13 protein-coding genes are annotated in these 12304 nt (G+C 64.7%); 5 read left to right on the plus strand and 8 right to left on the minus strand.

The window, feature by feature from the left end; translation table 11 throughout:
• Positions 1–34: 34 nt before the first annotated feature.
• A complete protein-coding gene (dnaK, locus tag ACXAJV_RS01020; protein WP_475080916.1) occupies positions 35–1948 on the minus strand; it encodes a molecular chaperone DnaK in 1914 nt (637 codons plus the stop codon).
• Between the two features lie 358 nt (positions 1949–2306).
• Here dnaK and ACXAJV_RS01025 point away from each other — a divergent pair, with 358 nt between their 5' ends.
• The 4 genes from ACXAJV_RS01025 to ACXAJV_RS01040 all read left to right on the plus strand — a co-directional run bounded on the left by ACXAJV_RS01025 (position 2307) and on the right by ACXAJV_RS01040 (position 4476).
• The gene (locus ACXAJV_RS01025) at positions 2307–2735 is read left to right on the plus strand and encodes a hypothetical protein (protein ID WP_475080918.1); all 429 of its coding nucleotides are present in this window, start codon (positions 2307–2309) and stop codon (positions 2733–2735) included.
• Positions 2736–2854: 119 nt separating this feature from the next.
• Positions 2855–3490 carry an alpha-ketoglutarate-dependent dioxygenase AlkB gene (locus tag ACXAJV_RS01030; RefSeq protein ID WP_475080921.1) on the plus strand — a complete coding sequence of 212 codons (636 nt, stop codon included), beginning with the start codon at positions 2855–2857 and terminating at the stop codon, positions 3488–3490.
• A gap of 94 nt (positions 3491–3584) precedes the next feature.
• Entirely contained in the window at positions 3585–3932 is a 348-nt protein-coding gene (locus tag ACXAJV_RS01035; protein ID WP_475080923.1) for a YMGG-like glycine zipper-containing protein, read from the plus strand.
• Positions 3933–4128: 196 nt separating this feature from the next.
• The gene (locus ACXAJV_RS01040) at positions 4129–4476 is read left to right on the plus strand and encodes a YMGG-like glycine zipper-containing protein (protein WP_475080925.1); all 348 of its coding nucleotides are present in this window, start codon (positions 4129–4131) and stop codon (positions 4474–4476) included.
• Positions 4477–4508: 32 nt separating this feature from the next.
• Here the strand turns inward: ACXAJV_RS01040 and ACXAJV_RS01045 are convergent, their stop codons facing one another.
• The 4 genes from ACXAJV_RS01045 to hrcA all read right to left on the minus strand — a co-directional run bounded on the left by ACXAJV_RS01045 (position 4509) and on the right by hrcA (position 8857).
• Complete coding sequence (locus ACXAJV_RS01045; RefSeq protein WP_475080926.1) at positions 4509–5426, minus strand: hypothetical protein; 918 nt, start codon at positions 5424–5426, stop codon at positions 4509–4511.
• 85 nt (positions 5427–5511) lie between these two features.
• Positions 5512–7038, minus strand: coding sequence for an FMN-binding glutamate synthase family protein (locus ACXAJV_RS01050; RefSeq protein ID WP_475083264.1), 1527 nt, complete (start codon positions 7036–7038; stop codon positions 5512–5514).
• A 106-nt stretch (positions 7039–7144) separates the two neighbouring features.
• Positions 7145–7783, minus strand: coding sequence for a nucleotide exchange factor GrpE (gene grpE / locus ACXAJV_RS01055; protein ID WP_475080928.1), 639 nt, complete (start codon positions 7781–7783; stop codon positions 7145–7147).
• Between the two features lie 12 nt (positions 7784–7795).
• On the minus strand, positions 7796–8857 hold the full coding sequence (gene hrcA / locus ACXAJV_RS01060; protein ID WP_475080930.1) for a heat-inducible transcriptional repressor HrcA: 1062 nt from the start codon (positions 8855–8857) through the stop codon (positions 7796–7798).
• A gap of 136 nt (positions 8858–8993) precedes the next feature.
• Between hrcA and rph the strand changes: the two genes are divergently transcribed.
• Positions 8994–9710: a ribonuclease PH gene (gene rph / locus ACXAJV_RS01065; RefSeq protein ID WP_475080932.1), complete on the plus strand. Its 717-nt coding sequence runs from the start codon at positions 8994–8996 to the stop codon at positions 9708–9710.
• Between the two features lie 59 nt (positions 9711–9769).
• On the opposite strand, the gene ACXAJV_RS01070 is transcribed toward rph, so the two are convergent.
• The 3 genes from ACXAJV_RS01070 to ACXAJV_RS01080 all read right to left on the minus strand — a co-directional run bounded on the left by ACXAJV_RS01070 (position 9770) and on the right by ACXAJV_RS01080 (position 12066).
• Entirely contained in the window at positions 9770–10966 is a 1197-nt protein-coding gene (locus ACXAJV_RS01070) for an alpha/beta hydrolase (RefSeq protein ID WP_475080934.1), read from the minus strand.
• Between the two features lie 301 nt (positions 10967–11267).
• Positions 11268–11504 carry a helix-turn-helix domain-containing protein gene (locus ACXAJV_RS01075; RefSeq protein ID WP_271187999.1) on the minus strand — a complete coding sequence of 79 codons (237 nt, stop codon included), beginning with the start codon at positions 11502–11504 and terminating at the stop codon, positions 11268–11270.
• 13 nt (positions 11505–11517) lie between these two features.
• Positions 11518–12066, minus strand: coding sequence for a DUF2975 domain-containing protein (locus ACXAJV_RS01080; RefSeq protein WP_475080936.1), 549 nt, complete (start codon positions 12064–12066; stop codon positions 11518–11520).
• Positions 12067–12304 lie beyond the last annotated feature (238 nt).

Here is a 12304-nt window from a genome sequence, read left to right on the forward strand (position 1 = left end):
CGGTTTGCCGCGTGCCGCTCCGGATCACCGGACCTTAGCCGTCCTTCTTGTTTTCGTCGTCGACTTCGGAAAATTCCGCGTCGACCACATCATCGTCCGAGGCGTCCTCGGAGGCGGTTTCACCACCTTCGGCACCGTCGGGCTGCTGGGCGGCATACATCGCCTCACCCAGCTTCATTGCGGCCTGGACGAGGGCCTGGGTCTTCTGCTGGATGGCTTCGACATCTTCGCCATCCTTGACCTCTTTCAGCTCGCCCAGGGCCGTTTCGATGGCCTGCTTGTCTTCGGTGGGAACCTTGTCACCGAATTCCTCGAGCTGTTTCTCGGTCTGGTGGATCATGGCTTCGGCACCGTTATGGGCCTCGGCCAGCTCCTTCTTCTTCTTGTCGGCCTCGGCGTTTGCCTCGGCATCCTTGACCATCTGTTCGATATCGTCGTCCGTCAGACCGCCGGAGGCCTGGATACGGATCACCTGTTCCTTGCCGGTCGCCTTGTCCTTGGCGGATACGTTGACGATGCCGTTGGCGTCGATGTCGAAAGTGACTTCGATCTGCGGCAGGCCACGCGGGGCCGGCGGGATGCCGACCAGGTCGAACTGGCCCAGCAGCTTGTTGTCGGCCGCCATTTCGCGCTCACCCTGGGAAACCCGGATGGTCACGGCGGTCTGGTTGTCGTCGGCGGTCGAGAAGACCTGCGACTTCTTGGTCGGGATTGTGGTGTTGCGCTCGATCAGGCGGGTGAAGACACCGCCCAGCGTCTCGATGCCCAGCGACAGCGGGGTGACGTCGAGCAGCAGCACGTCCTTCACATCGCCCTGCAGCACGCCGGCCTGGATGGCGGCACCCATGGCAACCACCTCATCCGGGTTCACACCCTTGTGGGGGTCCTTGCCGAAGAAGCCCTTCACGGCTTCCTGGACCTTGGGCATGCGGGTCATCCCGCCGACCAGGACGATATCGTCGATGTCGGAGGCCGACAGGCCGGCATCCTTCAGCGCCTTCTTGCAGGGCTCCAGAGTGCGCTTGACCAGATCTTCGACCAGCGCTTCCAGCTTGGCGCGGGACAGCTTGATGTTCAGGTGTTTGGGACCCGAGGCATCGGCCGTGATGAAGGGCAGGTTCACTTCATAGGAGGTGGCCGAGGAGAGTTCCTTCTTGGCCTTCTCGGCTTCTTCCTTCAGGCGCTGGAGGGCCAGCTTGTCCTGCTTCAGGTCGATGCCGTTTTCCTTTTTGAACTCGTCTGCGAGGTATTCGACGATACGCAGGTCGAAGTCCTCACCACCCAGGAAGGTGTCGCCATTGGTCGCCTTCACTTCGAAGACGCCGTCGCCGATTTCCAGGATGGAGACGTCGAATGTACCGCCGCCCAGGTCGAACACGGCGATCGTCTTGTTCTCGCCCTTGTCGAGACCATAGGCCAGCGCGGCCGCGGTCGGTTCGTTGATGATGCGCAGGACTTCCAGGCCGGCGATCTTGCCGGCGTCCTTGGTGGCCTGGCGCTGGGCGTCGTCGAAATAGGCCGGGACGGTGATGACCGCCTTCTCGACCTTCTCGCCGAGATAGCTTTCCGCGGTTTCCTTCATCTTCTGCAGCGTGAAGGCGGAAATCTCGGACGGGGAATACTTCTTGTCGCGGCCCTGCACCCAGGCGTCATTGCTGTCCGACGGCACGATCTTGTAGGGCACCATGTTGATGTCCTTCTTGACCGTGGGGTCATCCATCATGCGGCCGATCAGGCGCTTGATGGCGAAGAAGGTGTAGTCCGGGTTGGTGACGGCCTGGCGTTTCGCCGGCTGGCCGATCAGGCGCTCGCCATCCTCAGTGAAAGCCACGACGGACGGGGTGGTCCGGGCGCCTTCGGAATTCTCGATGACCTTGGACTGGCCGTTTTCCATAACGGCCACACACGAGTTGGTGGTACCCAGGTCGATGCCGATGACCTTGCTCATTGATCGTTTCTCCGTTTTTTCCAAGCGGGACCGGTTCGGCGCATCAGGACCTTGTCGCAAGCGTGCCGGATGCCGTTTACCGTCCCCTTCGGGATCGTCATTGAATATCCGGTGATGCCGACACCGGAGTGGTTCACGCATGTTCGGGAAATAACCCCGCGCTTGGTGGGCGATTTAGGGAGGGATGGCCGCAAGCGCAAGGCCGCAGACGCGTCCATTGCAGGGGCGGGGTACCGCCGCGGCGCGGACCGCAGAAAATCCCGCGCGCCTTCGTCGATCGCCGAATGGCCTGTGCTGCAAGTCCGCAATAAACCGTACGGGTTTTCGTGGACAGGGCCGGACGGCCCGAGGGGGGATAATGATTGCCCGACGCCTGATGCTGCCCGTTGTCGCAGCTGTCTCATTAATTATGTCGGCCTGTTCGGTGATTCTGCCGCAGCAGACCTTCATCGTCACGACGCCCGAACCGGGTGCAGAAGTGTACATGTCGCTGTCCGGCCACCGCTCGGTCGGGGTCAATTCGATGGATGTGATGGGCTCGATCCCCGCCGGCCGGGACACGACGAACATGAACTTCATCGGCACGACACCGCTGGAGCACACATTTCACGTTACCCGCCATCGTCCCGGCGTGGGTTCGCCCGGCGAATTCTCGACCAGCATGAACACGGTCTACACCGAGGCCTTCGTCGAGGTGGTCTACCCGGACGGCCGCCGGGAATCCCGCAATGTCCAGCTGAACAATGGCGAGATCCGGCTCGACTTTACCGGTTCCGGCGCGCGTTAGGCGTTTGGGACGGCCGCCGGCGGGTGTCGCAGCAACGCGTCCGCCGGCGGCCGGTATCCGGGATGTCCGGGGGTGAATTCCGGGTGGAAGCGCGGCCCGCGGCACGCCACGTTGGGGGCATGGACGAGCCCGCCCCGCCTCTGCCCGGTTTTCGCTTTCTGCCCGGTCATTTTGATCGCCAGGCCCAGTCGGACCTGATGGCGGCTGTTGTCGAGGCGGCGGCGACAGCGCCTTTCTGGCGGCCCTCCATGCCGCGCACGGGCCAGCCCCTCTCCGTGGAGATGACGAATTTCGGCCCGCTGGGATGGGTCACTGACCGGCGCGGCTATCGCTATGAGGCCGCGCATCCGGAAACCGGCGCATCCTGGCCGCCCCTGCCGGCCGCCCTGCTGGAACTGTGGAATTCCGTGTCCGGTTATCCCGCGCCGCCCGAGGCCTGCCTGGTGAACTGGTATGCGCCGGGCAGCCGCATGGGCCTGCATGTCGACAGCGACGAGGCGGCAACCGATGCGGCGGTCGTCTCGGTCTCGCTGGGAGACAAGGCGCGCTTCCGGATCGGCGGCACGACGCGGCGCGGCAAGACAGCGTCCATGGTGCTGTCCTCGGGCGATGTCGTTGTGCTCGGCGGGGCGTCGCGGCGCAGCTATCACGGCGTCGACCGGATCTATCCGGGCACGTCCACTCTCTTGCCGGAAGACGTCTTCCCCGGCGGCGGACGCATCAATCTGACCATGCGGCGCGTGACGCCGGCCTGACCGCGGCGGCCGGGTGAAATCGTGCGTCCATGGAACGGGTCCTGCGTCCGGGCGTTGTAACCAGTGTTGAACAACACACGGGAGACTGGACGCCATGATGAAGACACTTCTGATCGTCAGTGCTGCCGCCCTGACCGTTACGGCTTGCGGTGCCACCACGCGAAATGCGGCTGCAGGCGGCGCCATGGGCGCGGCAGCGGGCGCGATTATCGGTAACAATACCGGCTCGGGCGACGCCCAGACCGGTGCCCTGATCGGCGGTGCCGTGGGTGCCGCAGCCGGCGCTTATGCCGGGTGCCGCGAGGAGGGTGGTTGCCGTTGGAATGAGAGCAATTCCAACCATTCGCAGCTCTATCTCGATCGCCGCGCCAACCGGTATTACTATGTCAACGACCGCGATGGCTGCACCTATTGGCGCAATGGCGAATACCGCGCCTGCTAGACATCGCACGCCACCAACATCACCGGTACCCCTTGCCGGTCGAACGCCGGGAGTTTCCGCTCCCGGCGTTTTTGTGCGTTCTGCGACCTATCGGTTCATGGCGCAGTCATGCAATTGCGGTCAGAATGGCCTCTCCACCCGTTCGCGATGCCCCGGCACATGGCCGGACCGCGCCGGGTGTGACAGGGAGACGAGCATGATCTCGAAAGCGTTTGCAGTAAGTGTTCTCGCACTGGGCCTGACGGCCTGTGGGGCGACGTCGCAGGGCGCGATCACCGGCGGTGCGCTGGGCGCGGCGGCGGGCGCCATCATTGGCAATAATACCGGTTCCGGCGATGCCCAGACGGGTGCCATCATCGGTGGCGTGATCGGTGCAGCGGGCGGTGCCTATGCCGGTTGCCGGTCGCAGGGCGGCTGTGCCTGGAACCAGAGTAATCCCAGCCATTCCCGCCTCTATTATGATGAGCGCGCGCGCCGCGAATACTATGTCGACGAGCGTGACGGCTGCACCTATTGGCGCGATGGCGAATACCGCGCCTGCTGATCTTGCCGGTACAGATCTCTGCCGGTGCCGGTTCAGCGGGTGCCGGCAGAGACAAAATGGGTGCCGAGCTGGAAGGGCTGATCGAAATAGCCCGCCCGCCAGTCTGCGCCCCGGCGCTCGAGCAGTTCGGCGTCGGCCGAGCCAAGCGCATAGAAGGCGACACGCCGCCAGTCCGGCAGTGACAGGTCGCGCAATTCACGGCGCAGGCGGGCCTTCTGGCGCACGGTCTCTTCGGTGTCGCCCTCGAGCCGGGCCAGGGCCAGCTCGGTCCAGCGTGCAACGCCCTCTTTCCAGGCTTGGAATTCATAATAGCGTGTATCGGCGTCCGACAGGCCGGCGATGAAAGCCGTGCGCGCGGCGGCATAGGCATTGAAGGTCGTGTCGAACCCGTCTGCATCCGCGTCCAGCGCGGCGAGTGCGGCATCGGCCAGGGTGCGTGCGGCTTCAGCGGTCGCCGGATTGTCGTAGGCGAAAGGATAGTTCAGCATCCACATGCCGGTCTCGTCACCGCCATGCAGGTCAAGCGCCTGAACGGCGGCATAGCTGGCGGCCGGATGGCTGTCCTGGAACTGGTGCATGTGCTCGTGCAGGACGATCTGCTGCCAGGCGCGCGGGGTCTGCCCGGTCTGATCCGGCGTGCCGATCACGATCGTGCTGACTCCGAACAGCGGGAAAGTGGCCAGCAGGTTCGGCCCGAACCGGGCCTCGCGAGAGGCGAGCGAACAGCCGGTCGCCGGGTCCGTGCCGGCCGGTTCGAACCCGTCCGGCGTGCCGCCGCACACCAGAAACTCCCGCTCGCCATCGTTCAGCAGCATCCGGAAGGGCGCGTCGGCGAGGCCCGGCCAGAGTGCGTCGCCATGGGTCTCGATGGTCTGCCGGGCGCGGGCGTAGAGCGCCAGCGGTTCCGCCGGCGGCGCCTCAAGCGCGAGAAGTGCGATCAGCCCCAGCATGTCTGCGTCCCCCAAAAGACAGATCAATTCTGTCAAACTGGCGGTCGAGGCCTGTCACGCCCGTGTAGGGCTGATTACGCTTTCGTCAGGGCTGGGAGGGCATGTCGCCGGGACGGTTGCGGCCATCCGGCGGCGGCATGAAGTCGATTGCCGTCATCGGCAGTGAACGGCCGTGCTCCTGGACGATCCGCACATGCTTGCGGCGCAATTGCCGCGGTTCGGCGACACCGCAGGAATGCGCGATCATCTCGACATGGCTGCGGATCGTGTCGGCATAGCGCGCGACGCGTTCGGCCTTGTCAGTGACCACGAGACCGCGCTGCAGGCGCTTGTCGTGCGTGGTGACACCGGTCGGGCAGGTATTGCGATGGCATTTCATCGCCTGGATACAGCCTAGCGAGAACATGAAACCGCGGCCGCACTGCACGAAATCGGCGCCCGCTGCCAGGGCCCAGGCAACCGCGCCGGGAACGAGCAGCTTGCCGGTCGCGATCACCCGCACCCGGTCGCGCAGGCCGTAGCGCTCGAGAATATCGACCACCATGGGCAGGCTCTCGCGGATCGTCAGGCCGACATTGTCCATCAGCGCCATCGGCGCTGCGCCCGTGCCGCCATCGCCGCTGTCGATGGTGAAGAAATCCGGCGCGCATTCGGCACCGCGGCGCGTGATCGCCTCGCACATATCCTCGATCCAGCCATAGGCGCCGATCACTGCCTTCAGCCCCACCGGCTTGCCGGTGACCTCGCGGATATGCCCGATCATGTCTAGGAGGCCGTCGACATCGTCGAATTCGGGGTGGCGGTTCGGCGAGATCGAGGCCGCGCCGACCGGAATGCCCCGGATCTCCGCGACTTCCGCCGTCACCTTCTCTGCCGGCAGGATGCCGCCCTTGCCCGGCTTGGCGCCCTGGGAGAGCTTCAGCTCGAACATTTTCACAGCCTCTATGGCCGCCATGTCGCGCAGGCGCTGGTCATCCAGTCCGCCGGCTGCATTGCGCACGCCATACTTGGCGGTGCCGATCTGGAAGACGATGTCGCAGCCACCTTCCAGGTGCCAGGGCGAGAGCCCGCCCTCGCCGGTGTTCAGCCAGATCCCCGCCTTCGCGGCGCCACGCGAGAGCGCCTGCACCGCCGGCTTCGACAGGGCGCCATAGCTCATGCCGGAAATATTGAAGAAAGAGGGCGCATCATAAGGCGCGCGGGCATGCGGCCCGATGCGCAGGGGTTCGGTCGCGGCGGCATGATCGTCGAGCAGCGGGAAGGCGCAATTGACGAAGAGCGCCGTACCGACCTTGTCCATCGGCTTGGTGGAGCCGAACGGCACGGTGCCGCCCTCACCCCGGGCCGACCGGTAAACCCAGTCGCGCTCGGCCCGGTTGAAGGGCAGTTCCTCCCGGTCCATGGCGAAGAAATACTGGCGGAAGAACTCGCCCAGCGTGGTGAACAGGTTACGGAAGCGGCCAACCAGGGGATAGTTGCGGCGCACCGCATCGGCGGTCTGGGCCCGGTCGGCGATATACAGGGCGATCATCGCCAGCGCCGCAGCCCCCAGCGCCAGGATGAAGAGCTGGGTCAGGATGTTCAGCGCGTCCATCGCCCATTGCGGCAGCATCGACATGATTTTCAACCCCGTTTCATCACGCGGCTATCATGGACTGCCGCCGCGCCCCTTGCGAGGGGGCCCGGCGAAAACAGGCGATGTTTGATCCGCGGTCCGGTCAGGCCGTGACGTCGACGCCATTGCCGCCGGGACTTCCGCCCTCGCCATGGCCGCCGCCGGCGGACACGGCCACCATGGCAGCGCGCAGGGTGCGGTCGCCGATCAGATAGCCGGTCTGCATGACGGCCGCGATCGTGCCATTGGCGTGCTCGGACGGGATCTGGGCGACGGCCTGGTGATGATGCGGGTTGAAGGCATCGCCCGGCTGCGGGTCGATCTTCTTCACCCCGTGACGCTCCATCTTGGATAGCAGCGCCTTTTCCGTCATCGCCACGCCTTCGACGAGGTTTTTCACCGCGTCCGGGGCATCGGCGAGGGCCGCCTCGTCCACAGCGCCCACGGCGCGGGAGAGATTGTCGGCCACGTCGAGAATGTCCTTGGCAAAGCTGGAGACGGAATAGGCGCGCGCATCGGCGACTTCCTTCTCCGCCCGGCGCCGCGTGTTCTGGGCATCGGCCAGCGCGCGCAGCTTGTCGTCGCGCAAGGCGTCGATTTCGGCGGTCAGCTTGGCGATGACATCCTCGGTCGAGGTTTCGCTCGCGCCGGTATCCGCCTCATCGCCTTCGGCTGCCGCCTCGGGATTCTTCGAGGCGTCCATGTCCAGCTCGTCCTGCGGGGTCTTGTCGGTCTCGCTCATTCGTCTTCACTCTCAAGATCGCGCGCCGTCGAGGATCTGCCCGACAACGCGTGCGGTGTAGTCAACCAGGGGGATAACACGCGCATAGTTCAAACGGGTGGGGCCAATTACACCCAGCGCCCCGATGATTTCCTGTTCCGAGTTCATATAGGGAGCCACGATCACGCTTGAACCCGACAGACTGAAGAGCGGGTTCTCGGCTCCGATGAACAGGCGCACGCCATCGCCGTCGCGGGCCTTGTCCAGCAGGGTGATCAGCTCTTCCTTGCGCTCGATGTCCTCGAACAGCAGGCGGATGCGTTCCAGATCGCCGGCGGCATCGACACTTTCCAGCAGCCGCGCCTGGCCGCGCACGATCAGGGCGCGCTCGGCCGAGCCGCCGGACCAGTCGGCCAGGCCCTGCTTGACGAGGTCCTCGGCGGCGCTGTCCAGCTGCGAGCGGCGCTGGGCGATCTCGGCCTCGATCGCCTTGCGCGCCTCGGCAAGCGAGCGTCCCTTCAGCCGGGCCGAAAGATAATTGCCGGCCTCGATCAGTGTGACCGGCGGCATGCCGTCCGGCGCGTGCATCAGCCGGTTCTCCACCGTGCCGTCCTCGAAGACGAGCACGGCCAGCACTTCCTGCGGGGAGAGCGGCACGAATTCGACATGCCGCAGCGGGGCTTCGCGCTTGGGCGTAACCACCAGGCCGGCGCCGCCCGCCAGGCCCGACAGCAGGGAGGAGGCTTCGGACAAGAGGTCCTGCTGGGTCCGGCCGGTACGCGTCACCTTGCCTTCGATCGCCTTGCGCTCGTCCTCGGTCAGCTGGCCGACCTGCAACAGCCCGTCGACGAACAGGCGCAGACCGGCATGGGTCGGCATGCGGCCGGCGCTGGAATGCGGTGCGGTCAGCAGGCCCATATGCGCCAGGTCGGCCATGGTGTTGCGGATCGAGGCCGGCGACAGTGACAGATTGCCGGTCTGCGACAGGGTGCGCGAACCGACGGGCTCACCGGAGCGCAGATAGGCTTCCACGATCTCGCGAAAGATCGTGCGCATCCGTCCGTCCAGGGCCGCCAGGGTCGATTCGGGTCGCATATCAGCCATGCCTCTCAATTAATCGCCGCTTTGCGCCGGTTCAATTCTCTATTCCTGTCTGCGATCCCTGCCGCGGCGCTTGAAGCGATGCGCACATGCCGCTAGGAGCGGCCGGTATCAAGACGTGGAGAGATGCATGAGACCCTTCGGACGCGCCCGTGACGCAATGCGCGAGATCAGCCTGGAAGCCGGTGTTTCCGTCTATGCCGAAGGCTCCTGCATGGCCCGCTTCGGCGGTACGCATGTGCTGTGCACTGCCAGTATCGAAGACAGTGTTCCGCCGTGGCTGCGCGGTGGCGGCAAGGGCTGGGTGACGGCGGAGTACGGCATGCTGCCGCGTGCCACGCACACACGGGGACGCCGCGAGGCGGCGGCGGGCAAACAGTCCGGCCGCACCCAGGAAATCCAGCGCCTGATCGGCCGTTCCCTGCGCGCCGTCGTCGACCTCAAGGCCTTGGGCGAACGCCAGATCACCGTCGACTGCGATGTCATCCAGGCCGATGGCGGCACCCGCACCGCGGCCATCACCGGCGCCTGGGTCGCCCTGAAACAGGCCACCGGCTATCTGATCGAGGAAGGCCTGCTGAAAGCCGATCCGGTGCACGGCCAGCTCGCCGCCATCTCCTGCGGCGTGGTCGACGGCGAGACCCGTCTCGATCTGGAATACGAGGAAGACCGCCGCGCCGGGGCCGACGCCAATTTCGTCCTCACCAATACCGGCGGCATTGTCGAGATCCAGGCAACCGCCGAGGACAAGCCGATCCCGGAAAGCGATTTCCACGACCTCTTCGCCCTCGCCAAGGCCGGCGTGACCGACCTGTGCGCGGCACAGCTGGCGGCGTTGAAAGGGTAGGGCCCTTTTCACTTTCCAGGAGGCACCCAGCGCATTCCGGGGGGAAAGCGGTGTGGCGGCTATTCTGCGGATTGCGGCACGCAGTCCTCGTCTGCCGGGAAGGTTGCTGCCAGCGCGCGCGCGAACTGCTGTTCGTAGGCCAATGGTGAATGGCCCGAAACATAGCGTGTCAGGTGGGCGGTGCCGCCTGCCGCGTTGATTTGTTCGACCGCAGCTTCGCTGTCGGGCAGGAAACGGGGCTCGTAGTATCCGGCGCTGATGTGGAAGATGACGCGATCATCCGGGATCTCGGCGGCGTCGAGGGCTTCGATCCAGCCGAGCGATGCGGCACTCACGGTTGCAAACATTTCGGGGTGCAGCAGCGCAGTCGAAACAGCCCAGGCAGCGCCGTTCGAACTGCCGGACAACATCCGGTCCCGTGGGTCGGCCGAGGCTCCGAAATGGCTCTCCGCCAACGGCATGACATCCTCCAGCAGGAAGGCGTCGTGCGCGCTGAAGCGGTCGGGGTCAAAACCCCACAGATAATCTGCGGCCCGCAATTCGGACGGGGAGCGTTCTTCTTCTGGACCGGGGTCTTCATTCCAGAGGCCGACCAGTATGACAGGCGCGGCCGTGCAGGTATCTGCCAAGGCTTCGGCTATGGGGCCGTAGCTGTAAACATTCCCGCCATCAGCGACATAGGCAACAGGCAGTGGCGTTGATGGATCTGAGCCGTGGGGAACGTAGACGGTCACTCTACGCGGTTTTCCAAGCGCTTCGCTTTCCAGCTCAACCATCTCCAAGCGTCCGCGAAGCGCGTCGTCAGGCACACTCTCGACCGGCGGCAGAGAGTGTGGGCCGCGATAGACCGGCCGGTCCCGCCATACCAGCTCATCCTGGTCCAGAAGGGGTGCCGGCCAGACTTCGACGAAAGCCTCGTCAATTCGCGACAATTGGTAGGCCACGCCCCAGATGCCATCGCCCAGAAGCTCCATATCGGTCTGGAGGGCACAGCACATGCGCACCTGGTCCGTGTCGGGCGATCGCCGCGCGGCGATAAACAGGGTGTCGCCCTCGCGCCAGAAAGTCTGGTTTGTCTCGGCCAGTCGTGCCTCGGCGGCCTGTAGATCGATGGCGCCGATGAGGCGACAGTAGTCGTGTGCCTCGAGCGTGCACCCGTCTTCCCCGTCCGGCGTCAGCGACACCTGTTGATCTGCCAGATAAGCATTTGATTGCATAAGCAAGAACAGCCCGGCTACCGCTATGGTCGAGTCCATCATATCCCTCCGGCGCATCAATCATGGCGCGTTTCATCGGGATCATGCGGCTTCAGGCTGTGGTGTTCAAGTTGTGCGGCTTGTCACGAGGGATCAGCGGGCTATTCTGCGTCCCGGGCTTCGCTTGAAGCCGCGTAAGAGACAGACGGCGGGAGTGCGCTGGGGGGCTGGAAATGGCCCGCACGGGCTCTTTGGGAAGGGCCCCTCTTGAGGGAGGGTCTACCGTGCAGGCCCACCCCCGCCGTCTGCTTCGCCGGTATGAGGGACGGCGAAGTTTCGTGTTCTGCCAGGGTTTTCGCGCCTATTCGGCGGCGTCGCGCCCGTCTTCATCCTCATCATCATCGAAGCTCAGCAAGTCGCCCGGCTGGCAGTCGAGTTCGCGGCACAGCGCTTCCAGCGTGGAGAAGCGCACGGCCTTGGCCTTGCCTGTCTTGAGGATGGACAGGTTGGCCATGGTGATGCCGACACGGTCGCACAATTCGGTCAGCGACATGCGGCGCTCGAGGAGCATACGGTCCAGGGTGACGCGAATGGGCATAAGCGGCGCCTCCCTAAATCGTGAGTTTTTGTTCTTGGCGCATTTTCGCACCTTCGCGGAAGATCTCCGCCAGTACCAGCAGCGCGATCACCGCGAACCAGGCGCCCAGGTCGATATTCGCCGTCGCCTTGAGTTCCAGACCGCCCAGAACGGGCTGATCCATGATCGTCAGCAGCATCGCAACGGCCCCCTGCGTGACGTGACGCAGAACCTGGTAGCCGCCGATGGCGATCGCAATGACCCGCAGATGTCCGGCGTTTTCCGGCACAAAGGGATCGCCCGCGATCAGGGTCGAGGAAATGCGGCGCAGCCGGTCGATCACGATCATGAAGGCGATGATCTCGGTGACCAGCAGCGGGAAAAGCCAGCCGTGTTCGCGGATCGACTGGAAAAGCTCTGTGACAACACCCGGCGAATAGCCGAGAAAATCCATGACGAGCGTGGCAGCGGCAGCCAGCAGGACCAGCGCGGCGAAACTCAGCAGGACCCAGCCCAGATACCAGACGACATCCAGGATGATCTTCACAATGGATGCGAGCGATCCTTGGCCCAGTGTTTTCATGCCCGCCCCTTCCCATAGGCAATGCGGCTTGCGAATGAGGCCTGTGAGCGGCGCGTCCGCCCGTCAGGCCTCACCCGTCAGTAGCAATCATGCAGCAACCGGTGCAATCGCGTAGAACGCGCCGGCAGCAACCGCGATCAGCAGCATGGCATTGACCGCGATGGACGCGATGACCTGCATGCTCGAATTTCCGGACCTGACCATTTGACTGTTTCCTTTCTGCTTTAATCTGACCAAT

The organism is Maricaulis sp. ABE4_448 (genome assembly GCF_056160825.1).

Excerpts from the sequence above, each read along its gene's own strand:
- dnaK (WP_475080916.1), bottom strand. The coding sequence starts at position 1,948 with ATGAGCAAGGTCATCGGCATCGACCTGGGTACCACCAACTCGTGTGTG.
- ACXAJV_RS01025 (WP_475080918.1), top strand. The coding sequence starts at position 2,307 with ATGATTGCCCGACGCCTGATGCTGCCCGTTGTCGCAGCTGTCTCATTA.
- ACXAJV_RS01030 (WP_475080921.1), top strand. The coding sequence starts at position 2,855 with ATGGACGAGCCCGCCCCGCCTCTGCCCGGTTTTCGCTTTCTGCCCGGT.
- ACXAJV_RS01035 (WP_475080923.1), top strand. The coding sequence starts at position 3,585 with ATGATGAAGACACTTCTGATCGTCAGTGCTGCCGCCCTGACCGTTACG.
- ACXAJV_RS01040 (WP_475080925.1), top strand. The coding sequence starts at position 4,129 with ATGATCTCGAAAGCGTTTGCAGTAAGTGTTCTCGCACTGGGCCTGACG.
- ACXAJV_RS01045 (WP_475080926.1), bottom strand. The coding sequence starts at position 5,426 with ATGCTGGGGCTGATCGCACTTCTCGCGCTTGAGGCGCCGCCGGCGGAA.
- ACXAJV_RS01050 (WP_475083264.1), bottom strand. The coding sequence starts at position 7,038 with ATGCTGCCGCAATGGGCGATGGACGCGCTGAACATCCTGACCCAGCTC.
- grpE (WP_475080928.1), bottom strand. The coding sequence starts at position 7,783 with ATGAGCGAGACCGACAAGACCCCGCAGGACGAGCTGGACATGGACGCC.
- hrcA (WP_475080930.1), bottom strand. The coding sequence starts at position 8,857 with ATGCGACCCGAATCGACCCTGGCGGCCCTGGACGGACGGATGCGCACG.
- rph (WP_475080932.1), top strand. The coding sequence starts at position 8,994 with ATGAGACCCTTCGGACGCGCCCGTGACGCAATGCGCGAGATCAGCCTG.
- ACXAJV_RS01070 (WP_475080934.1), bottom strand. The coding sequence starts at position 10,966 with ATGGACTCGACCATAGCGGTAGCCGGGCTGTTCTTGCTTATGCAATCA.
- ACXAJV_RS01075 (WP_271187999.1), bottom strand. The coding sequence starts at position 11,504 with ATGCCCATTCGCGTCACCCTGGACCGTATGCTCCTCGAGCGCCGCATG.
- ACXAJV_RS01080 (WP_475080936.1), bottom strand. The coding sequence starts at position 12,066 with ATGAAAACACTGGGCCAAGGATCGCTCGCATCCATTGTGAAGATCATC.